The organism is Citrobacter sp. MNAZ 1397, from assembly GCF_023613995.1.
Classification (GTDB): Bacteria; Pseudomonadota; Gammaproteobacteria; order Enterobacterales; family Enterobacteriaceae; genus Phytobacter; species Phytobacter ursingii.
In genome coordinates this window covers 103,578-125,734 of the sequence record NZ_JAKIVH010000005.1, presented here as the reverse complement: position 1 = coordinate 125,734, position 22,157 = coordinate 103,578, and the positions used below count along the sequence as shown (strand labels likewise).

The following is a 22,157-nucleotide window of genomic DNA, read 5'->3' as shown; positions in this document are numbered from 1 at the left end:
TGTGTTTAGCCCTGCCTGGAGACTCGGTTAGGGCGATAGCAGTGCTGACAATCGTTTCACCGCCGCTTGTGCTTCTTCTGCACGGGTAAAATTGGTAAATCCCATCAATAGTCCGTTTTGCGGCGGGGTGCCTGCATCCCATTCACTGAGCGCCTTGACACCCAGCCCTGCCGCCTGAGCCGCCGTTGCCAGCGCTTTATCGGATTGGTGTTCATTCAGGTAAACCAGAACCTGTATTCCCCCGGCCTGTGGCTGGATGTGCAGAGATGAGCCGAAAACACGTTCAAGTGCCTCCACAAGGTAACCGCGCCTGACGGCGTACAACTGGCGCATTTTGCGCAAATGGCGGGCAAAATGCCCCTCTTGCATAAACGCTGCCACCATCGCTTGCGGCAGAATCGATCCCGGCCCCGGCCAGCGGTTAACCGCCTCGTGAAAGGTCGATTGCAGAGAGGGGGGGACCACCAGATAGGCCAGACGTAAGCCGGGAAAAAGGACTTTACTGAAAGTACCGGTATAAAGCACACGTTGCTCATGGTCGAGGCTTTTCAGGGCCGGAAGTGGGTGGCCGTGGTAGCGGAACTCACTGTCGTAGTCATCTTCTATGATCCAGGCGTCTTTTTGGTTCGCCCACGCCAGCAACGCCAGACGTCGGGGTAAGGACAGCGCGACGCCTGTGGGGCTTTGGTGGGAAGGGGTGACGACGGCAAAGCGTGCGTTCGGTGCCCGTTGCTCCCCGGTGGCAACCTGTAGCCCTTCGTTATCCACCGGAACGGGTGTCAACGTCATTCCCATCTGCTGCAAAAAATATCTGCCGGGAAAGTAACCCGGGTTTTCATACCAGCCACCGTCGCCTGCCTGTAAAACGGTGCGGCACAACAGCTCAAGCGCCCCCTGATAGCCGATGGTAATAAATACCTGCTCCGGCGTGCAGGCGATACCACGAGAAATCCCCAGATAGGTGGCGATGGCTTCCCGAAGCGGCGCATATCCGGCCGGGTCGGGTTGATTCATCACCGTAGTTTCAATCATGCGCAGCGTTTGTCCCGCCAGGCGAGACCATATTTTCCGGGGGAACGCGTCCAGCGCCGGTACACCTGGCTGAAACGGTAAAATAGTCCCCGTCAGGCGCGCCTGATAAGGCTGCGTAGCGGCGGTTTTGCGTCGTTGTGACGGATTACCGACATTCGGTAACCTCGCCAGTTGAGGGGAAACTCGGGTTCCTGCCGCCCCCTTCGTCACAAGATAGCCTTCACTGACCAGCATCTGGTAAGCCATTTCTACCGTTCCCCGTGCGACGTGAAGCTCGCTGGCGAGATTGCGTATTGACGGGACACGGTCCCCCGGGCGTAACCGACCGGAGGAAATGGCCTCGCGATATCGCTGATACAGCTGCAAATAGAGCGGCGTGTCGGGTTGCCAGTCAGGTTTTGACATCAGTGCTTTCACGTTCTTGTCCTGGTCATTCAGGTAATTCTTGTCACTGTAGCATAGGTCATTGCGGCGATATATTGCCGCCATCAGACAGGAGAAACGTATGGCGACATATGAAGTACACAGAATTGATAGTGAACAGGCGCTCTATGCTGCTTACCTGGTCATGCGGGAGTTGCGACCACACCTGACCGATGCAGAGAACTTTATAGCCCGTGTTCACCGTCAGGCTGAACAGGGTTATTGCCTGCAGGGTGTCTGGCAGGATCAAGCGCTACTGGCACTGGCGGGCTACCGAATTTCGGAAAATCTCATCTACGGGCGCTTTCTGTATGTTGATGATCTTGTGACTGCTCCCCATGCCCGCAGCCACGGTCTGGGCGCGAAATTAATCGATGCTCTGCGCGAAGAGGCACGCTGTCAGAAGTGTACTCACCTGGTGCTTGATACCGGTTTAGGTAATGCGCTGGGCCAACGTTTCTACTATCGACAAGGCTTGCTGGCGGCAGGCATGCACTTTCGCCAGTGCTTAGTATGACGTTTTTTAATAACCGGAGATAACCTGATGACCACCCCACAACGTTTACCCTATTACACCCTTTCCCCGGAAGCCTATAACGGGTTTGCTGCGACCAAAAAGGCGCTGAGTAAGAGCAGTCTCGGGAAAGCGCTGATTGAATTAGTCTGGCTGCGGATCTCCCAGATTAACGGCTGTGCATTTTGCCTTGAGATGCACGCCAAAGCTCTGCGTGCCGACGGTGAAAGCGCTGCGCGACTGGATAGCCTGGCGGGCTGGCGCGTCAGCGAATTATTCAGCGAACGTGAACGCGCCGCCCTCGCGTGGGCAGAGTCTTTGACGCACGTAGATAAAACGCATGCGCCGGATGAGGATTATACCCCTCTGGAGGCCCATTTCAGCGACGTTGAAATTTCCGACCTGACCTTTGCGATTGCCCTGATGAGCGCATTTAACCGACTGGCGATCGGCATGCGTCAGTAATCCCTGTATTCGGCTCAGGGACGTGCCGGAATATAAGTATCCTGCATATCAATTATCTATCGGAGAACAGCATGCTGTGACCTTTGCTGCGGGCCTTGCGGCTGAAAGCCTAAAGCCGATTGTCGCTATCTATTCAACTTTCCTTCAGCGCGCATACGACCCGCTTATCCATGCTGTTGCGTTACAGAATCTGCTTGTTGTCTTTGCTATCGATCGGGCAGGGATTGTGGGTGCCGATGGCGTACCACACCTGGGTTGCGATGGCTCCGCGTTGCTTCGTTGTATTCCCGGCATGATCGTTATGGCTGCGTCGAATGAAAACGAGTGCCGTCAAATGCTTTACACCGCCCAGCAACCAACATCACTCACCGTGGTGCGCTATCCCCTTCGACAAAGGGGAAGCACTCTGACATGCGTTCCAGACGTCAAAGATACGCATCGCGATTCGTGCAATAGCGCTTGACAGGACTTCAGTAATCGGTAATCTCGTTTTCGGGAATAAATTCTCACATATGAGATTTGCCATGAATAATGAAGGTTACAGAGTACGATTAGCAGCACGTCTGGCGGCACTACGCTTACAACAGAACTGGTCGCTTGATGAGCTCTCCGTTGCATCAGGCATCAGCAGGGCCTCGTTGTCACGGATTGAACGCAGTGAAGTCAGCCCGACAGCAGAGGTTCTTAACCAACTCTGCATTGTATATGGAATGACGATGTCCCGGCTTCTTAGCGAGGTTGAACAGACCGCAGATAATCTGTTCAGGGCCGATCAACAATCCCTGTGGCAGGATGAGCTTAATGGATTTGAGCGACGCATGTTAATACCACCTTCTCATCAGTTCAGATGCGAGATGGTAGAGGGAAAATTGCGCCCGGGTGCTTTCATTGAATATTCAAATCCTCCCGTCCAGGGACTTGAACAATATATATGGTTATATTCCGGTGAATTAACCATTACGATGAACAGTGAAAAATGGACCTTGAAAGAAGGTGACAGTTTGCGTTTTCATTTATCCGGCTCTTCATCATTTAGCGCGCATGAAAGCCTCGGTGCACATTATATTTTGGTGGTATGTAAATCATGATTGAATATGAACTTCTCAGTGCGACACAGGCGCATCAGTGCTTACCCGAATTAGGTGACGTGTTACAGTCTTGTGTAAAGGATGGGGCAAGCGTAGGCTTTACCGATCCCAATGATCGTCGGGCAATTGATAGTTTCTGGAAAGATAAAATTTATAGCCTTGCCAGTCACGATTGTGAGTTATTAATCGCCCGTGATAATGGTTTTTTGGCTGCAACCGTCATCATAAACTATTGCAGGACGCCTAATGGCCGCCATCGCGCTGAAATCTCTAAACTGCTCGTTCATCCGCAGGCGCGTCGTCAGGGGATTGCCAGAGCGTTAATGAATCGGGCAGAGGAAATGGCCTGGGAAAAAGGGATCTCCTTGCTTGTGCTTGATACCCGCAGTGGCGATGTGGCCAGCGAGTTATATCTTTCCCTGGGCTGGCAGATAGCCGGGAAAATTCCCTGTTATGCCAGCTCGATTGATAATACTCTTCATGCCACTACATTTATGTACAAAATTAATAATCCAGGTAGCTGATTTATATTGTCTGGCACGATTGGCATTATTATCGCTAGCCATTAGACAGTCTATGTTTGTGTGCGTAAAAATAAGGGGCGCAGGTCTGCTTCGGGTGAGGCTCGTCTGGCGCTGGCGAGCTATTTACTGTTTAACCTGAAAACGAACGTAACATGCGGACGAGTAACATCGTGCCCTGATTAAGCACGCGTAGCCCGAAAAATGTGCCTGCACCGCCATCCGGGAATACCTTGATGGCGGTATCTTTAACGACGACCGTCTGCACGTGCCGGCGCAGGACTGGCGGTAATTTTAATGTAATGCCTCAATGCCAGAGGGCGCGAAACGCCGCGTGGATCGCCGACAAAAGGCAGACTCATAAAGGGCGCCGCAGGTATTTCAACTCGCCATGTGGTATCACCGATAAAGCGAAATTCAACGGCATTCGCCAGGATATGCAAATCTGCAAACGACCCGGTGAGATATGCTCCACCCAGCGTCAGTATCTCCTTCACTCCAACATTCAGTTCAATCAATGCAATATTCAGCATTTCCTCAAAGGGAGTATCATCAGTAAGAAATAACAACAGCCGGCTGTTATCTACCTGAACAGCCGCTTCCAGCACCTGAACCGGAACGGTAATACCGGTCTTTTTTGCTGCCAGCAGAACTTCGTATTTTCCCATCGCTGTCGCTGTTGGTTCTTCTCGGATTTGAAGCGTAACGTTATCGAGCTGCCTGAACATAGTTAATCCGGGTATCCGCTTATTTGCCGTACTGCTATTGCACTGCCAGCATATGCGCCTGTCGCATCAATATGCAAACCCAAAGCGGCATTGACCTCATTGTGAGTCGGGGGATTCTCAGCGCGTCGCAATGACGCGGCGAGTCAGGAATAAAACGACAATATTTCACCGGCACCCTTTCCCCAGTAGCTGAACATAAGGTGGTGAGGCCGTGTATTTCTCGTTGAAGGTCGACGGTAATATCGCAAGCATGGCGTGGGTATGTACCGGACCACGCGAGAATAAATAAAGCGATTGCCGCATACATCCTGTATTCTCCCGAACGGTAGTTCAATTACGTTATTTCACTCGAAGGTTAAGAGAATGCTTAAATGTGAGCAGTATCGCAAAAATAATACATTAATGTATTCAGAGCGCAGATAACAATCTGGCGCAGTCGCTTTTACAAGCGAGTTCGCTGGAATAAATGCCAGATTGGTCGGGAACGTTCATCTGTTGCAGGTATTCGTTGTGAATTGCCAGTCAGCATCGGGCTTGTGCGGCTTGTATAAGTCCTTTGCTCTAATGATCACAGTAGTAAAAAAACATAATTACTTAATCCAAAAACGTAATGGATTTTGCGGGCTTACCTGTGTCAGAAAGTATTCCTCATTTATAAAACAAACCGGAGATGTGATTAAAATGAGTGAAAACTTAATACAAAATCGGCATGATGAGTATCATAAGTTAACTCGTGTGGAACGCATTGGTTATGGGATGGGCGACTTTGCTCAAAACCTTGTTTTTGGTACGATAGGTGGTTTCCTTGCTCTTCACATGTTAACTGTGAATACAATCAGTACAGCAACTGCAGGGTTTATATTTCTTTTTGTCCGTATTATCAATGTCCTTTGGGACCCGATGGTAGGAACATACGTTGACAAACGAAGTTCAAAAGCTGGCAAATATCGCCCCTGGCTTTTAAGAGCAGGTATTCCGCTCGTTATTCTTTCTGCTTTACTCTTTGCCCCTATTCCAGGGGTGAGAGGTTCAGTTCCATTTGCATTTATTATTTACCTTGCCCTGGATTTGGTCTATTCCGTGGTAAATATTCCTTATGGTTCTCTTAATGCTTCATTAACAAGAGATCCTGAATCCATTGATAAACTTACAAGCACACGCATGATGCTGGCCAATAGCGCCAATCTGCTTGTCTACACGCTTTTCCCCATGTTTGTACAAATGGCTGCGCCAGCAGATCGAAGCCTCAAGGATACGGGTTTTTTCGGACTTAAGCTCAATATGGGGAATTATACCGATCCCTCAGCTAACTACGCCTGGTTTGGTGTTTACTCCATTTATATGGTTATTGGGGCAATTGCTCTATTCGTCTGCTATAAATTAACCAAAGAGCGCGTGGTCGCCACTGAAGAACAAACAGCAAACGTAAAAACGACAGATCTCTTCCTGGAACTCAAAAATAACCGGCCGCTTGTTATTCTTGGATTATTTTTCATGCTGGCCTTTACGTTCATGTTTGTCATGAACACGGCTAATGGCTTTTTTAATCAGTTTGTTGTCGGTCACTCAGAATGGATGGGGGCGGTTGGTCTTGTAGCCTCAATTCCGGGCATTCTATTTCCAGTGTTTTGGCCAAAACTTAAGAAAATTTTTGGTAAAAAAGGATTTTTCCATCTATTCCTCGGCATGTTTATTGTTGGCGAATTTCTGACTTACATTTGGTCACTTGAGGGAATGCATGATGCCCTCTGGCTTGCCTACATCGCAACCTTTATTAAACAGTGGGGATTAACATCGGCTACTGGCTTTATGTGGGCGCTTGTTCCGGAAGTCATTGCCTATGGGGAATTAAAATCAGGTAAGCGAAATGCCGCAATCATTAACGCAATTATGGGGATTTTCTTCAAGATCGGCTTTACGATTGGTGGTGCGCTTCCGTTGTGGTTGCTGGCAGGTTATGGCTTTAACGAAACGAGTGTATATCAGCACGCCAATGCTATCGCTGGAATAAACATGACGGCTATCTGGATCCCGGTGGTGTTAGCCATTATGTCGATGGTTGCCATTCACTTCTATCCAATATCTGATGACAATGTCAATGATATCAACCGTCAACTTGATGAGATTCGCGTATAGTTCAATAAATTAAAAATGATAATAAATACAATATGGACAATTTAAAAAGGTAAACGATATGTCAATTATTCAAAACCCTATTTTGCCTGGTTTTAACCCAGACCCAAGTATTATCCGCGTAGACGACACGTACTATATCGCAAATTCCACCTTTGAGTGGTTTCCAGGCGTTCGTTTACATGAATCAAAAGACCTGGAACACTGGAATCTTCTGCCGGCGCCACTGTCAACAACCGCGCTGTTAGATATGAAAGGGAATCCTTCCTCCGGTGGGATTTGGGCACCGGATCTCTCGTATGCTGACGGCAAATTCTGGTTAGTGTATACGGATGTCAAAGTCACAGAAGGCGCCTTTAAAGACATGACAAACTACCTGACCACGGCAACCGATATTCGTGGCCCCTGGTCTGATCCCATTAAACTGAATGGCGTCGGTTTTGACGCGTCACTTTTCCATGACGAAGATGGTCGTAAATATTTAGTTCAACAAACCTGGGACCATCGGGAATACCATCACCCCTTTGATGGCATTACCTTGACGGAGTTTGATACCCGGACTTTAAAATTAAAACCAGAAACCGCGCGTACGCTTTATCGGGGCACTGCCGTTGCACTTGTTGAGGGGCCGCACCTCTACAAAATAAACGGATATTATTATCTTTTCGCCGCGCAAGGTGGCACCGTTTTTACTCATCAGGAGGTGGTTGCGCGTTCGAAAACCTTAGAGGCCAATAGTTTTGAAACAGAGCCAGGCGACGTTTTCTTAACGAACGTCGATACGCCGGACAGCTATATCCAAAAACAGGGGCATGGTGCGTTGGTTTCAACGCCCAAAGGCGAATGGTATTACGCCTCGCTCTGCGCCCGTCCATGGAATCGTGCCGGTGAGTCCGTCTATGATCCTCGCGGTTGGTCAACACTGGGCAGGGAAACGTCTATTCAGAAAGTGTTTTGGGATGAAGATGGCTGGCCACGTATTGCAGGTGGCCACGGGGGCAAAACGTTTGTTGAAGGCCCCGTCGATGCTATTTATACCGAAAGCGCCAAAGACCACAGCCAGTATGATGAATTTAAAACCGCAACGCTCGATCCTAACTGGAACACACTGCGTGTCCCGTTCAGCGAAAAAATGGGAACAACGGGTGAGGGGAAATTAACGTTAGTCGGGCAAGGTTCTTTAGCAAATACGCACGATCTCTCGCTGATTGCGCGGCGCTGGCAGGCTTTTTATTTTGATGCCCAGGTTAAAATAAAATTTAATCCGTTTAATTATCAACAAATGGCTGGGTTGACGAATTACTATAATGATCGCCACTGGAGCTTTGTTTTCATTACCTGGAATGAAATTAATGGGGCAGTCATCGAAATAGGCGAGAATAATCGTGGGAAATATACCTCGTATCTGAAAGATGAGGCCATCAAGATCCCGCAAGATGTTGAATATGTCTGGTTCCGCACCAAAGTTCGCAAAGAAAGTTATACCTATGAATACAGTTTTGATGGGGTGAAATTCACTGAAATCCCGGTCAAACTGGATGCCGCCATTCTCTCTGATGATTATGTACTGCAAAGTTATGGCGGGTTCTTTACCGGCGCGTTCGTGGGGCTGGCGGTCGTCGACTACTCTGGCTATGGTGCCAGCGCAGAGTTTTACCAGTTCGCTTATCAGGAACGGGGGGATTCGTTAGTCGCAAACGACGCATACAGCTGGAAAGCCAGTGAATCACGCTTTGGTTAAGGGCTAATCACCGATTCAGTTAAATTCCGGCCATATTTCTGCGAAAAGAAAAAGTGAGCGATGACCCTGAAAGGATTACTGGACAGTGGGGTGCCAGTAATCCTTTTTATTTATCTCGCCTGGTAAATGCGCCGTTTGGCTTTAATACAACAGGGTATGGATAATGCTGCGCACCGCGATCCCAACGATCACGCCGGGGATGACATAGCGAAAAAGCCTGACAAATCGGCTGGCGATCCCAAGGTAAATCCCGATACCTGGCAGATCGAAGGTCTGGATCAGAAAGCCCGCCGAAGCGTTCATCTGTTCTGGCGTCACCAGCCCTTTTCGCAGAAGCTCTGACATCACCCCGAAGTAGGCTGTTCCTCCCGCCAGACATTTGGTCAGCGTTGGCAACACATACACCTCGGGAAGGCTGAAATAAGCCATCATTGGCGAGAGTAGCCGGGTCAGAACATCTATCGCTCCCGCTTCTTTTAGTATGCCGACGATGGTCAGCGAGAGCAGCAACATAGGGAGCGAGCCCAGCGCCAGGCGTATCGCATCGGCACCCGCACCGTTAATGATGCCAATCAGGCTGGATGACGATTTATCGTTAAACGCATCGGCAGGTGCTGCGTTCTGGACGGCGTTGGAAAGCTTCATGCCGAACAGGTGATAAGTGACCGCCGCTGCGGCCAGCCCACCTAAAATGGAAATGATGATGGCGTTTCCCCAGTGCAGCCCGTAAGGGATCAAAGGGTAAAAGACATTGCCCTGGCCCATCGCAAATAACATCGCCAGCGCTGCGGCAAGCTGACGCTCTGAGGTGCCTCTTTTTTCCATAATGGCCAGCGCGGCAATAGGCGCGGCAAAGCTGACGAAATTGAGTTGTATCAGGGCGAAGATGGCGATCCCGGAAATACCGAACGGTTTGAGTACTGGCGCGGTCAGCCGAACAACGGCATCGACAACGCCTTTTGCTTCCAGGTATTTCATCACGATGAGCATGACAACCATGACGGGAATAAGCGTGTAAAGCGCAACATCAACAGACGTCTTTCCTGCTGACATAATGACATCAATAATATTCATTAAGCTATCCAGTGAAGATCCACGCAAGGCAATCTACACCTCCTGGACAGTAAGTAAAATCCATGTCGTGCTTTTATAATTTAGTCAGATGGAAGCGATGCTTTGTCGGTTGACGGCCATAAGGATAACGTCTGACGCGCTGGGAAATATCATGCCAGGTGAGGTGAGTGGGTAGTTTTTTATTTTTATTATCCAGCCTTGATTGAAGTTTTAATCGTTAAATCTCCTTTAATGCACTACGTTCAATAATATTACTTTGGTGAGGAGAGCGGATGAAACGACGATCTCTTTTCATGTTAACAAACCTGGCGTTAGCGGGATCAAGCGCGTCAATCCTGTCGCGACCCCGGTCAGGTCGCGATATCTGGCTTTAAATCAGGTTGAAACGCTTGTCCGGTACTGGCAATGCAGGCAGCGGGCTTTGCCCGGTAATATCCATCAGATTGCGTTCGATCGAGGTACAGATAGCGTTGAGCGCCAGGTTATTGGGGTGTGTGCCAAACGGATGCTCCATCTCTTCGGCAATAGAATCCCATGACAGGAAAGCGTAGGAGATAAACGCTGAAACAAACGGGGTCATCAGGTGAAGGTCGGACACCAGTGCCAGCGGCAAAAGTGTGCAGAACAGGTAGACCGTGCGCTGCAAAATTAATGAGTAAGCAAAGGGCACCGGCGTGTTGGCGATACGCTCACAGCCACCCAGGCAACGCGACAGTTCGTTAAGATTCTCGTCAATGTTCTGCCAGACAAAATCATTGATTTTGCCTTCCCGGCGTAAGTTTGCGTATTCCTTGCCAATAAAAATCAGGATGCGATTACAGGCTGAGGTACTTTTCATCACCTCAGCCGCCGCGTCCGCAGGCAGCAAACGTTGCATATCCAGCGTTGCATCTTGTTGGCGAAGCTGGTGGTTCAGGCACCAGCTAAACGCGGTCAGGTAATGGGAAAGCTTTTGCTGGGTTGCTGTATCTTCCGGCAAGGCGCTAACGGTCTGTCGCATCAGGCTACGCGAGGTGATGGTCACCGAACCCCAGAGCATTCTTGCTTCGGTGTAACGGCTGTAGCTGGCGTTATTGCGAAAACCAAGAAAGATAGCGATGGCGATACCCAGCAGGCTAAACGGGGCCACGGTCAGGTGAATGTTCAGGTTTTCGTAGTACGGCCAGGCAATGATCGCCACGATAGACATGAACAGGTTCAATCCCAGCCGGAAGATAATCATGGAAAGAACGGAGCCATGCCAGTTAAAGAGCCGGACAAACCAGTTCTGGGGCGGACGTATGATCATACGGATTCCTTTACGGTCTTTTGTTTTATTGTGTGCAGGTGGCCGGTGTAAATCCGGCGCGGGAATTGTAGCCTGATCGGATTTTCCCGCAAGCGGCGCGGCCGCATACCGCAGGGCTGATGCGAAGGGAAGGGGGATAAAATGAGGGCCCCGGCGCGGCCTCAACAAACATCATGCACCCGCAGACCGGGTGTGATAACCGACATCCTCTGGCGTTAGGGCTGGCGGAACCTGTAACCTATGCCACGCACGTTCAACAGCACCTCTGTGATCCCAGCGGATTCGAGTTTCTTACGCAGATTATAAATATGAGTATCCACGACGCGCTCAAGGGCATCGCTTTCCGGAAGGCATTGTTCAAGCAGTGAAAGGCGCGACCAGGCGCGAACGGGTGAGCGCATAAGTAACGTTAACAATGAAAATTCGGTGGGCGTCAGCTCAAGCAAAATCGGTTTTTGCTGGTCAATCGTTACCCTGGCGGTCATTGCAGTGGTATCGACTTCCAGGCCTTGCCAGCGCAGGATCTCTTGCGATTCAGCCTGAGGCTGGCAGCGTCTCAATACAGCCTGGACCCGTACAACCACCTCTTTGGGATCGTAGGGTTTGACGATGTAATCATCCGCACCGTAGCGCAGGGCGCCAATTTTATCGGGAAGATCGCCCATGGCCGAAATCATAATGACAGGCGTAAGCCCGTCCCGGCGTACCGCTGCCAGCACCTCGCTTCCGTTCATTGACGGCAGCATGATATCAAGCAGAATAAGGTCCGGTTTCCACTGCCGCGCCATCTCCAGCCCGATGCGTCCGTCGCCGGAAATGGCAATGTCGAAATTTTCCCGCTTAAGATATGCCTCAAGAACGCTCGCCGCATCGGCATCATCTTCAATAATCAGTACCCGACGTTGACCCATCACCTCTTCCTGTTGCACAGAACGTATTAAGCAGGATGATACCCTGGGCAACGGCTTTGTGATATCAGAGTCAGCAGTGATTGACTCAGCGGAAATCCTTGAGTTTTTTCAATTGTCGGCCCAGTCCGTCGAAATTATTTTCCCTCAGCCAGGCTTTAATGGGGATCTCTAAATCCTGCCATTCACTGGCGGTGATGGAGAACAGCGCGAGGTCTTCCGAATGGCCTTTGGTCACTTTTTTATCGCGCAACACCCCTTCTTTGCGAAAGCCGATGCGTTCGGCGGCTTTGATCGCCCCGTCATTAAAAATATTGGTACGCCATTCGCATCGACGGTAGTGGAGCGCATCAATAAAATAAGCCAACACTAAATAGATGGCCTCTGTACTGATCCGTGTTTTTTTTAATGCCGGCGTCCAGTTGATATCCGTAAGCTCGAATGTACCGTGTACTGGATTAATCCTTGTAATGCAAAAAATGCCTTTCACGGTGCCGTCATTTTTATCAATCACCGACATGTGCATGCCATTTTTTGCGCCGATAAGTTCGCGAAAATAGTTATAACACGCCTCTTTCGTGGCAGGGCGCTGTCCCGGTAAATAGGTCCAGTCACGATCATCATCAATACTTTGCCAGGCATGAAATAAATCTTCGGCATGATCGACAGACAGTGGCGTAACCATGCAATAATTTCCGCTAAGGGAGAATTTTTCAGGGGTGCTTCTGGGTGCCCAGTCTTGCATTTCCTGCCCCAGACACTGGCCGTAGCTGTTTCTGTATTGCATAACACTCCCCCTTAAATGAATGTAATTCAGACTGAATTAAAGACCATTTCATCGTAATGCTAATTATATCAACGGTTGCTTATCGATAATACGATCATGATCGTGTTTCCCTGTAATGGAATAAATTTACGGCGCGGTGGTTAATTATTTTTCATCCGTTTATTTCGTCCGCCTGGTATTTTTTAACGCCCATAAGATAAATTTCCGCAATAACGATGTGACAAATCACACAAGTGAATATTCTCTTGGAAATTGGTTTAATCGCTATTATTGCGCCAGTGTAGTGCTTGTTAACAATAGCGAAAAGGTAAGGCTGATGTTCGAACTCAGCGGCTTTCACCGCTGGGATCGAAGAGATGTATTACTGGCTGGTTAAATTCAGGCACTCTGCGGAGGCATACTGCGCGGCGCTCAGCGGCACATTATCCAGCGCCTTTTTAATAGCAGAAGAGGAGGAAAACTGGTTTACCGCATCCCTTTGCATGATCTCGAAACTTTTTTGAATATTCGCGGTGATATCGTCGCAATTTGCCCCCTGGTTGAGGCCGCCAATCACAACGTTATTGAGGCGTTCAGACATTTCGGCCCCCATTTTTTGGCCCATTTTGGCCGGGTCTGCTTTGCCTTCTTCCGGCATAGCGCCGGTAAGCAGCGCAGATTTATACAGCGCCTGGCCCAGGGTGACTTTCGCTGCCGCGACCGTCTCTTCGTTCGATGTTGATGCCAGCGCGGATGTTGACGCTGTAAGCAAAAATAGGGTGCTAATGACTGCCAGTCTCATTGAGGCGCTCTTCGTTTATTTCAGGTATCGGCCAACTTAGCCCTGTGCCGGAAAAGGCGGCAACTGGCGGAATGTGTTAACCAGACCTTCCGACCAGGCTTTGCGGATACCGGTAAAATAGGGATCGTTTTCCGTGATGCGCCGCTGTTCGCTGGCATCATAGGTATTCGCGCGATAAATCATGACATCCAGCGGCATACCGACAGACAGATTACTGCGTAACGTCGAATCGATGGAGATCAAGGCGCAGCACATAGCGTGCTCCAGAGGGGTATCAACCGTCAACACCCGATCGATAATCGGCTTGCCGTATTTACTCTCGCCAATCTGAAAGTAGGGGGTATCATTTGTCGCTTCAATGAAATTGCCCTCGGGATAGATATGAAACAGGCGCGGAACCTCGCTGCCAATCTGCCCACCGAGCAGCATATTGCAGCCAAAAATGGTGCTGCTGTTTTGTTGCGCCGCACTGTCGCGGTGAATCACTTCGCGCACCGTCTCCCCGACCAGCGTGGCGGCATCATACATCGTCCCCATCTGCATCAGGTTCGGCGTATGCTGGCCCTGTATCCGTTCGTTAAGCAGGCTGACAATGCTCTGTGTTGTGGCCAGGTTCCCCGCCGACTGGATCACCAGCACCCGTTCCCCCTCCTTGCTGAATACATGGAGTTTTTTAAACGTTGCGATGTGGTCGACTCCCGCATTGGTGCGGGAGTCAGAAGCAAAAACCAGTCCGTCGGAAAGACGCATGGCCACACAGTAAGTCATTAAAATACCTTTATTAATTCATTGTTGCTGCTGTATCTGTTGTTGTCGCTCAAACAGGCTTACCTCAGCGGCGGAAAACATCTCTTCACAGCCGCCGCCAAGGCGGCTACCCCGCACCGGGCAGGCATCCAGATAATCCATTCCGACCGCCAGGCGAAGATGTTGGTTCAGGTCGCGCGTGTTATTGGTGATATCGAAACTCTGCCAACGGCCATCAAGCCAGGCCTCTGCCCAGGCATGCATTGCCACATGATCGGTATCCCGGCTATAAACATAGCCGCTCACGTAACGAGCCGGAATGCGCAGGCTACGGCAGCAGGCCAGGAACACGTGGGTATGATCCTGGCATACCCCTTTCCCTTTGGCAAAAGCGACGGCGGCAGTGTCATGTACCTGTGTGGCGCCAGGCGTATACGGCATTTTCAGGCGTAATTCCGCCATCAATTCCCCCAGGCTGCCAACCGCATCTTCTTCCCGGTAATAGCGTCGGGCAAATTCGCGAATCGGCGCGTCCGGGTCGGTTAACGGGGTCGTACGCAGGAACACCAGCGGAGAGAGCGATTCGCTGGCCTCTTCCTCTTCTTGTGCATTATCGGCGATCTCAACCACACCTTGAGCATGAATGATGATCTCTTGATGAGGGTGATCCAGGGTTAAGACATGCATCAGATTACCGTACGCATCGGTCGTCGCTACCGCCGAGGCGGGCAGCAGCAGATTCCATTCCTTAATATACTGACGGCCGGAGGTTTGCGGCGTCAGACGCAGATACTGCGTACTGAACTTCACCTCTTCATCGTAGTGATAATGCGTCAGGTGATTAATGGTCAGTTTCATAACGCCTCCAGATAGGTCTGGCGGATACTGTCAGCCAGCTCGTTGATTTTGGTAAGAAAACGGTTTAACCACTCCTGAAGGTCGTCGGCCAGAGCATCATCAAGCGAGCCGAAACGCAGCTCCACATGCAACTGATGGGCAAGACGCAGCGGAACGCGCGCCCGCTCGCTGCCAATCATCTCCAGCTGTTGGACCAGGTCGCCGACGCAGGCATGCAGTGAACGCGGTACGTCATTGCGAAACACCAGCAATTCGGTGACGGTTTCCCGACTGATCGGCTGGCGATAAATGCTGTGGTAGGCTTCACGGGCGCTCACCGCACGCAACAGTGTGTCGAGGCGGTAATATTCGCGTACCGGATCCGGATCGTTGCTGAGTTGCTGATCTTTGAGTGCCAGCAATTGCGCGGTGGCGAACGCACGTTCAATCAGGGTGCCGATACGGATAAAGCATTGGGCGTCGTTACGCAGCAGGGTGCCGAACATGGCGCCGCGGAACAGATGCGCTCGCTCTTTCACCCAGTCAAAAAAGGCGTCGATACCAATCTTATCCACTCCGGTCTGGCGCAGGTTGCGGATATCGATACGAGTGGTATTGATGCACTCCCACACTTCCGACGAAAGACTACCGCGCACGGCATGGGCGTTATTCCAGGCCATTTCAATACAGCTATAGATACTGCTCGGGTTCTGTCCATCAAGGGCAAAGAAATTCAGCAGATTATTCATACTGAACCGGGCATAACGCTCCTGAAACAGCTCATGCCCGAATGTCAGATTGAGCGGCAGGGCTAAATCATGCTGTTGCTGGCTGTGGCGCGGCATCATTGATAATTTGTAGGTCACGTCAAGGACGCGGGCAAAGCTCTCTGCCCGTTCCAGATAACGGGCCATCCAGTACAGTTCGCTGGCGGTGCGGCTTAACATTATTCATCCTCCTCCATCACCCAGGTGTCTTTCGTGCCACCCCCTTGCGAGGAGTTCACCACCAGCGAGCCTTCGGTCAGCGCCACGCGGGTCAGCCCGCCTGGCACCAGCCTTATCTCTTCGCCGTACAGCGCAAACGGGCGCAGGTCAATATGGCGTGGGGCCAGCCCTTCCTCGACAAAGGTCGGGCAGGTTGAGAGCGCCAGCGTGTTTTGCGCAATGTAATTACCGGGGTTCGCCAGCAGACGCTGACGGAAGGCATCGATTTGCGCCCGGGTTGAGCGGGGGCCGACCAGCATGCCGTAGCCGCCCGCGCCGTGGACCTCTTTCACCACCATCTCATCCAGATGGCCCAGTACGTAACTCAAATCTTCGGCTTTGCGACACTGCCAGGTGGGAATGTTGCCGAGGATGGGTTCCTCAGAAAGGTAAAAGCGAATCATGTCCGGCACGTACGGATAGATGGATTTGTCATCCGCCACGCCGGTGCCAATCGCATTGGCCAGCACCACGCCGCCCGCACGATAGACCGACAGCAAACCCGGTACCCCCAGCATTGAATCGGAACGAAATGCCAGTGGGTCGAGGAAGGCATCGTCAATACGGCGATAGATAACATCGACCCGACACGGACCTTCGGTGGTGCGCATATAAACGCCGCCTTCTTTGACGAACAGGTCAGCGCTTTCAACCAACTCCACCCCCATCTGCTGGGCAAGAAAACTGTGTTCAAAGTAGGCGCTGTTAAAACGTCCGGGTGTGAGTACCACCACACAGGGGTCATCAACGTAAGTGCTTTCACGCAGGGTTTGTAGCAGGTAACTGGGATAGCGCTCAACCGGCGCGATATGCGAACTGGCGAACAGATCCGGGTACAGACGCATCATCATCTTGCGGTTTTCCAGCATGTAAGAGACGCCGGATGGGGTGCGCAGATTATCTTCCAGCACGTAGTAGCCGCCATCACTGTCGCGGACCATATCGATGCCAGTGATATGGGCATAAATATTGTTGTGCAGATCGACGCCCTGCATACAGGGTTGATATTGCTCGTTGGCGAGCACCTGCTCACGGGGGACTATACCAGCATTGAGAATATGCTGGTGGTGGTAGATATCATACAAGAACGCGTTGAGCGCTTTTACCCGCTGGCGTATTCCTGCATCAAGCATCCGCCATTCATGGGCCGGAATGATGCGTGGCACGCTGTCGAATGGAATTAAACGCTCCGTTCCTCCTTCTTCACCGTAAACATTAAACGTAATGCCGACGCGGTGAAACAGCAGTTCCGCCTGCTCTTTCTTCTGGTGAATGGCATGCTGGTCAGTTTGCTGTAACCACTGCCACCAGGCGTCATAATGCTGGCGTTGCCGACCTTCTGCGGTGAGCATTTCATCGTAGTAAGGCGCGCTCGGAAGCGTCATTTTTATCATTGTCATCCCCTGCATTCCGCTTGATGAAGATAGAGTTAAAATGCAGAAAACATGCCAGCGCATCAAAAGCGCGGCTTATCACGCCATCGCGAGGCAGTGTGCACCGTTATGAGGAGTTACGGGCATAAAAACGCACCAGGATGACCTGGAGGCGGTAGAAAAAGAGGAAAGTTGGTGCAAGTGTAAAGATGGCTGCACCAGGTGGAAAAGGGCTGAGGGATTCCCGGTCATATTATGTTTTCAGCGATGACACCGCGTAATGAGAATAAAACCGTGACAGCAATGACTGGGCCCGGCTGAAAATCGATGAGGCGTTGACGGTTGACCGGGGCCGCCCGCAGGGACGCTGTACCGCGCCAGCGGCGATTTTCCTGGCCGGGAGCCCGGGTTGCCAGGGTGAGGGGACCGATCGTGCTCGCATTTTTGTGGGGATTCCTCTCGGAAAAGGGGGAATAAAGAGTTCGCCTGACTTGCTTAAAGATGTAAAATAAATACCTCTTTAAGGAGGCCGTCATGACGGGAAAACGCATTAACCGCGAAAAACTGACCATTCGCAAGATGATTGCGCTTTACCAGCAACACTGTCCGCAGGCTGTGGCGGATGATGCGCACTATCAGGCGTTGAATGATTTCGCCGATAAACGGCTGGATAAATGTGTTTTTGGCGAAGAAAAACCAGCCTGCAAACAATGCCCTGTGCACTGTTACCCGCCTGCTAAACGTGAAGAGATGAAACAGATTATGCGCTGGGCAGGGCCGCGGATGCTGTGGCGACACCCTGTTTTGACCATCCGTCATCTGATTGATGACAAACGTCCTGTTCCCGAACTGCCGGAAAAATACCGCCCTAAAAAATAACGCCGTGGCGGGCACGGCGTTATGACCTTTCAGGCGCGTGTGGCAATAAGAATGGAGGAGGCTTTAATGAGAGCAATCACCCGTTTGCCGGGAGACAGCTCCAGTGCTTCACAACTTTCATTGGTCACCACCGCCACCAGTTCAAAACCGGCGTCTGTTTTCACCTGCACCGTCGCGTTTACTGCACCTTCGGTCACCGCGTTAACCGCGCCAGCGAACTGATTGCGGGCGGAAAATTTCAGGCCGCAGTCTTCGGTCGCCAGTGTGACCCACGGCGCTTTTATCAGCGCGATGGCTTCTTTCCCGGGATTCAGGCCCAACGCTTCTTTACTGCTGGATGTGACGATAGCGACAAGTTTTGCACCCCCGTCCAGTATTAACTCCACCTCATCGTTCACCGCGCCGTGTGCGGTTACACTGACTTTACCGACGAGTTGATTACGTGCTGAAACAGCCATATTGCCTCCAGAAGAGTGAGAAAGAGTCAGTTATCTCAGGTCAGGGCCGGTTTATCCATAACCATTTTCTTATCATGGGTATTGTCGTGGCGCCGAAGTCTTTCCGTTCCTCCGGCGCGGACACGACATTAACAAATCCGGGGCAGGGGCTCGGCGTGCGGTAAGTCGAGAATTCGTTTCACCCCATACAAGCCTGCCAGCCGCACACCTTTTCGTTCGACCACTTCGCCGATGATCGCGGCATCCTGGCCGAGGGGATGCGCCCGTAACCGGGCAAGAACCTGCTGTGCCGCCTGGCGCTGTACGGCAATCACCAGCTTGCCTTCATTAGCAAAGTTCAGCGCGTCCAGTCCCAATAACTCGCAGACGCCGCGCACCGCCGTTTTCACCGGCAGGTCACGCTCATTGAGTTCGATACCATAACCGCTGGCGGCGGCGAATTCATGCACCACGGCGTTGACGCCGCCGCGCGTGGCATCACGCAACGCCTTCACGCCGGGAATATCGCGCAACTGCTGAATCAACGGGGTTAACACCGCGCAGTCGCTGGTCAGTTCTCCGTCCAGCCCCAGCTGTTCGCGCAAATTGAGAATGGTCGCTCCGTGATCGCCGAGCGTACCGCTAACCAGCAGCACATCACCGGCCTCAAGGGTGCTGGCACCCCAGCGAATATTGGCTGGAATGGCGCCAATGCCTGCCGTATTGATAAACAGTTTATCCGCCGCCCCGCGCTGCACGACCTTAGTATCGCCGGTAACAATGGCGATATCCGCACGACGCGCCGTTGCCGCCATGCTGGTGACCACGGCTTTCAGGGTCTCCATCGACAGGCCTTCTTCAAGAATAAAGCCGCAGGAGAGATAGCGGGGAATGGCGCCGCTTACCGCCACATCGTTCGCCGTGCCGCAAACCGAGAGCTTGCCGATGTCGCCGCCGGGGAAGAACAGCGGGTCGATAACGTAGCTGTCGGTGGAAAAAGCCAGTCGATCGCCGCTGGCGGCGAGGGCCGCAAGGTCAAGGCGCGCCTGATCTTCCTGTTCACTGAGCCATGGATTTGCGAAGGCGTCGATAAAAAGCTGACTGATAAGCTGTTGCATCGCCTGACCGCCGCTGCCGTGTGCCAGTTGGACTTCATTCATACTTCGCACTCCTGAGCACGATATTGATACCAGGCGGCGCAGGCGCCCTCGGAGGAGACCATCAGTGCGCCAAACGCGGTTTGTGGATTACAGGTATTACCGAAAAGCGGGCACTGGTGCGGTTTGCATTTACCGGTCAGCACTTCGCCGCAACGTGCGCGCGGGTCATCACAGGTTTGCTGAGGCGCTGGGTTAAAGTGGGCTTCGGCGTCAAAGCGCTGGTACGGCGCGGTTAAGCGCACCCCGGAATCGCCAATCAGCCCCAGCCCGCGCCATTCGCTGTCGCCCTGGACTGCAAATACCTCGCTGATGGCCTGCTGCGCCAGGCGGTTGCCTTCGTCCGGCACCACGCGGCGGTACTGGTTTTCTACCTGATGACGGGCGCTGATTTTCTGCTCCACCAGCATTAATACGCCTTGCAACAGGTCGAGTGGTTCGAAACCGGCCACTACCAGAGGACGCTGGAATTCCCCGGCGATAAAACCATAGGCATCGGTGCCGATGACCATGCTGACGTGGCCCGGCGCAAGAAACGCATCGATACCATTATCCGGCTCCTCCAGCAGGCTGCGCAGGGTGGGGATAATGGTGATGTGCTGGCAGAAAAAGAAAAAGTTACTGACATTCTGCCGCTTTGCCTGTTGCAGCGTGATAGCGGTGGCAGGCATGGTGGTTTCGAAGCCGAGGCCAAAAAAGACCACTTTCCGTTGCGGATTCTGTTTTGCCAGGGTCAGCGCATCCAGCGGGGAATAGACGATACGCACGTCCGCCCCGCGTGCTTTCGCCTGTAACAGGGAGCCGTTTTTTCCCGGTACCCGCATCGCGTCGCCAAAGGTGCAGAAGATCACCTCCGGATGGCTGGCGATCTCCACGCACGTATCAATGCGTCCCATTGGCAGGACACACACCGGGCAGCCCGGACCGTGGATAAATTCGATGTTTTCCGGCAATAACTGGTCGAGTCCGAACTTAAAGATGGCATGGGTGTGCCCGCCACAGACCTCCATCACGCGTAGCGGGCGCTTCGCGGTATAACTGAGCAGTGCGGCCCGCTCACGCAGGTGCGCGATAAGCTGCATGACCTGTTCCGGCGCGCGGTATTCATCCACAAAACGCATTATCTCTCCTCACCAAACAGCAGCGCGCCCACATCCGGCTCGACATCGTACATATTTTGCAGTGCCGCCAGCGTTTCGCGGGCCTCGTCTTCGTTTATCACGCTCATGGCGAAGCCCACGTGCACCAGCACCCACTGCCCAAGACGAGAATGCCCCGCTTCATCCGTGCTGCCCACCAGCGTTAAGTCGACATCGCGCTGTATGCCGCAGACATCGACTTTTGCCTGATTACCATCAATGGCGCTAATTTGTCCCGGAACGCCTATGCACATCGTTGGGTCTCCAGCCAGTCCAGCCATCTGTCCATCCCTTCGCCGCTGGTGGCGGAAACCAGGAAGACCTCAATCGACGGATTCACTTCGCGGGCATACGCGAGGCATTTTTCGACATCAAATTTGAGGTAAGGCAGCAGGTCGATTTTATTGAGAAGCATGATGGAGGCCGCAGCAAACATATGCGGGTATTTCAGCGGCTTGTCTTCGCCTTCGGTCACCGACAGCACGGCGACTTTGTGACGTTCGCCGAGATCAAAACTGGCCGGGCAAACCAGGTTGCCGACGTTTTCGATAAACAGAATGCCATTGTCCGCCAGCGGCAGGCGTGGTGCGGCGTCGGCAATCATTTGTGCATCCAGATGACACCCCTTGCCGGTATTCACCTGAATCGCCGGCGTGCCAGTCTCGCGGATACGCGCGGCATCGTTAACGGTTTGCTGATCCCCTTCGATAACCGCACAGGGCACACGGGCGTTCAGACGGGTCAGGGTTTCGGTCAGCAGGGTGGTTTTACCGGAACCGGGGCTGGAGACCAGATTCAACACTAGCTGGTGTCTGGCGGTGAAGCGGGCGCGGTTATGCGCGGCGATGCGATTGTTTTTATCTAACACATCGATTTCCACTTCCAGCATCCGCCGCTGGCTCATGCCTGGCGCGTGGGTTCCGGCTGCGCCGTGACCGTAATGTAAATCACCATTTTCTGCCGCCGTCGGGCTGAAATTGTCGGTCTTGACGCCTGTGATTTTCATTGTCGGACGAGCCGCAGGAGCAAAAGGCGCGCTGCGAAACGCGGAATGGGGATTATGCTCGTCGCCCTCGATGTAGAGGTTACCTTCCTGACAACCACATGTCGTACACATTG

The 22,157-nt window shown here is 52.1% G+C and carries 24 protein-coding genes; 8 read left to right on the top strand and 16 right to left on the bottom strand.

The window, feature by feature from the left end:
• Positions 1–27 precede the first annotated feature (27 nt).
• Positions 28–1,437 (bottom strand): MocR-like pyridoxine biosynthesis transcription factor PdxR, encoded by a 1,410-nt coding sequence (pdxR, locus tag L2097_RS22215; RefSeq protein WP_250353703.1) that lies wholly within the window; start codon positions 1,435–1,437, stop codon positions 28–30.
• Between the two features lie 100 nt (positions 1,438–1,537).
• Here pdxR and L2097_RS22210 point away from each other — a divergent pair, with 100 nt between their 5' ends.
• The 5 genes from L2097_RS22210 to L2097_RS22190 all read left to right on the top strand — a co-directional run bounded on the left by L2097_RS22210 (position 1,538) and on the right by L2097_RS22190 (position 4,046).
• The gene (locus L2097_RS22210; RefSeq protein ID WP_250353680.1) at positions 1,538–1,972 is read left to right on the top strand and encodes a GNAT family N-acetyltransferase; all 435 of its coding nucleotides are present in this window, start codon (positions 1,538–1,540) and stop codon (positions 1,970–1,972) included.
• A gap of 27 nt (positions 1,973–1,999) precedes the next feature.
• Entirely contained in the window at positions 2,000–2,434 is a 435-nt protein-coding gene (locus L2097_RS22205) for a carboxymuconolactone decarboxylase family protein (RefSeq protein ID WP_047369092.1), read from the top strand.
• Positions 2,435–2,456: 22 nt separating this feature from the next.
• Positions 2,457–2,897 carry a hypothetical protein gene (locus L2097_RS22200; protein ID WP_502799316.1) on the top strand — a complete coding sequence of 147 codons (441 nt, stop codon included), beginning with the start codon at positions 2,457–2,459 and terminating at the stop codon, positions 2,895–2,897.
• Between the two features lie 61 nt (positions 2,898–2,958).
• Positions 2,959–3,522, top strand: a complete 564-nt coding sequence (locus L2097_RS22195) for a helix-turn-helix domain-containing protein (protein ID WP_250353679.1) — start codon at positions 2,959–2,961, stop codon at positions 3,520–3,522.
• The gene (locus tag L2097_RS22190; RefSeq protein WP_250353678.1) at positions 3,519–4,046 is read left to right on the top strand and encodes a GNAT family N-acetyltransferase; all 528 of its coding nucleotides are present in this window, start codon (positions 3,519–3,521) and stop codon (positions 4,044–4,046) included. Before L2097_RS22195 ends, L2097_RS22190 begins: the two co-directional genes overlap by 4 nt.
• 245 nt (positions 4,047–4,291) lie before the next feature.
• Here L2097_RS22190 and L2097_RS22185 read toward each other — a convergent pair whose 3' ends face one another.
• Positions 4,292–4,771 (bottom strand): hypothetical protein, encoded by a 480-nt coding sequence (locus L2097_RS22185; RefSeq protein WP_250353677.1) that lies wholly within the window; start codon positions 4,769–4,771, stop codon positions 4,292–4,294.
• 696 nt (positions 4,772–5,467) lie between these two features.
• Between L2097_RS22185 and L2097_RS22180 the strand changes: the two genes are divergently transcribed.
• Positions 5,468–6,907 (top strand): MFS transporter, encoded by a 1,440-nt coding sequence (locus L2097_RS22180; RefSeq protein ID WP_250353702.1) that lies wholly within the window; start codon positions 5,468–5,470, stop codon positions 6,905–6,907.
• Between the two features lie 58 nt (positions 6,908–6,965).
• Complete coding sequence (locus L2097_RS22175) at positions 6,966–8,645, top strand: glycoside hydrolase family 43 protein (protein WP_047369097.1); 1,680 nt, start codon at positions 6,966–6,968, stop codon at positions 8,643–8,645.
• Between the two features lie 141 nt (positions 8,646–8,786).
• Here L2097_RS22175 and L2097_RS22170 read toward each other — a convergent pair whose 3' ends face one another.
• The 9 genes from L2097_RS22170 to L2097_RS22130 all read right to left on the bottom strand — a co-directional run bounded on the left by L2097_RS22170 (position 8,787) and on the right by L2097_RS22130 (position 17,447).
• Positions 8,787–9,719: a nucleoside recognition domain-containing protein gene (locus tag L2097_RS22170; protein WP_047369098.1), complete on the bottom strand. Its 933-nt coding sequence runs from the start codon at positions 9,717–9,719 to the stop codon at positions 8,787–8,789.
• 370 nt (positions 9,720–10,089) lie between these two features.
• Positions 10,090–11,007, bottom strand: a complete 918-nt coding sequence (locus L2097_RS22165; protein ID WP_229222746.1) for a bestrophin family protein — start codon at positions 11,005–11,007, stop codon at positions 10,090–10,092.
• Positions 11,008–11,222: 215 nt separating this feature from the next.
• A complete protein-coding gene (locus tag L2097_RS22160; protein WP_250353676.1) occupies positions 11,223–11,918 on the bottom strand; it encodes a response regulator in 696 nt (231 codons plus the stop codon).
• 85 nt (positions 11,919–12,003) lie between these two features.
• Positions 12,004–12,702, bottom strand: a complete 699-nt coding sequence (locus L2097_RS22155; RefSeq protein WP_250353675.1) for a GNAT family N-acetyltransferase — start codon at positions 12,700–12,702, stop codon at positions 12,004–12,006.
• A gap of 361 nt (positions 12,703–13,063) precedes the next feature.
• Positions 13,064–13,483 carry a hypothetical protein gene (locus tag L2097_RS22150; protein WP_047369102.1) on the bottom strand — a complete coding sequence of 140 codons (420 nt, stop codon included), beginning with the start codon at positions 13,481–13,483 and terminating at the stop codon, positions 13,064–13,066.
• A 36-nt stretch (positions 13,484–13,519) separates the two neighbouring features.
• Complete coding sequence (locus tag L2097_RS22145) at positions 13,520–14,251, bottom strand: proteasome-type protease (protein ID WP_085006902.1); 732 nt, start codon at positions 14,249–14,251, stop codon at positions 13,520–13,522.
• A gap of 18 nt (positions 14,252–14,269) precedes the next feature.
• Positions 14,270–15,088, bottom strand: a complete 819-nt coding sequence (locus L2097_RS22140) for a transglutaminase family protein (RefSeq protein WP_250353674.1) — start codon at positions 15,086–15,088, stop codon at positions 14,270–14,272.
• Positions 15,085–16,014, bottom strand: coding sequence for an alpha-E domain-containing protein (locus L2097_RS22135; RefSeq protein ID WP_039077654.1), 930 nt, complete (start codon positions 16,012–16,014; stop codon positions 15,085–15,087). Before L2097_RS22135 ends, L2097_RS22140 begins: the two co-directional genes overlap by 4 nt.
• A complete protein-coding gene (locus L2097_RS22130) occupies positions 16,014–17,447 on the bottom strand; it encodes a circularly permuted type 2 ATP-grasp protein (RefSeq protein WP_085006901.1) in 1,434 nt (477 codons plus the stop codon). Before L2097_RS22130 ends, L2097_RS22135 begins: the two co-directional genes overlap by 1 nt.
• A gap of 513 nt (positions 17,448–17,960) precedes the next feature.
• Between L2097_RS22130 and L2097_RS22125 the strand changes: the two genes are divergently transcribed.
• The gene (locus tag L2097_RS22125; protein ID WP_085006900.1) at positions 17,961–18,305 is read left to right on the top strand and encodes a nitrous oxide-stimulated promoter family protein; all 345 of its coding nucleotides are present in this window, start codon (positions 17,961–17,963) and stop codon (positions 18,303–18,305) included.
• A gap of 29 nt (positions 18,306–18,334) precedes the next feature.
• On the opposite strand, the gene L2097_RS22120 is transcribed toward L2097_RS22125, so the two are convergent.
• From L2097_RS22120 to hypB, 5 genes are all read right to left on the bottom strand, one after another.
• The gene (locus tag L2097_RS22120) at positions 18,335–18,763 is read right to left on the bottom strand and encodes a TOBE domain-containing protein (RefSeq protein ID WP_250353673.1); all 429 of its coding nucleotides are present in this window, start codon (positions 18,761–18,763) and stop codon (positions 18,335–18,337) included.
• A gap of 128 nt (positions 18,764–18,891) precedes the next feature.
• Complete coding sequence (hypE, locus tag L2097_RS22115) at positions 18,892–19,902, bottom strand: hydrogenase expression/formation protein HypE (protein WP_047369109.1); 1,011 nt, start codon at positions 19,900–19,902, stop codon at positions 18,892–18,894.
• A complete protein-coding gene (gene hypD, locus L2097_RS22110; protein ID WP_250353672.1) occupies positions 19,899–21,020 on the bottom strand; it encodes a hydrogenase formation protein HypD in 1,122 nt (373 codons plus the stop codon). The genes hypE and hypD overlap by 4 nt, the downstream gene beginning before the upstream one ends.
• Positions 21,020–21,292, bottom strand: coding sequence for a HypC/HybG/HupF family hydrogenase formation chaperone (locus L2097_RS22105; RefSeq protein ID WP_039077647.1), 273 nt, complete (start codon positions 21,290–21,292; stop codon positions 21,020–21,022). Before L2097_RS22105 ends, hypD begins: the two co-directional genes overlap by 1 nt.
• The gene (hypB, locus tag L2097_RS22100; protein ID WP_047369112.1) at positions 21,283–22,155 is read right to left on the bottom strand and encodes a hydrogenase nickel incorporation protein HypB; all 873 of its coding nucleotides are present in this window, start codon (positions 22,153–22,155) and stop codon (positions 21,283–21,285) included. Before hypB ends, L2097_RS22105 begins: the two co-directional genes overlap by 10 nt.
• Positions 22,156–22,157 lie beyond the last annotated feature (2 nt).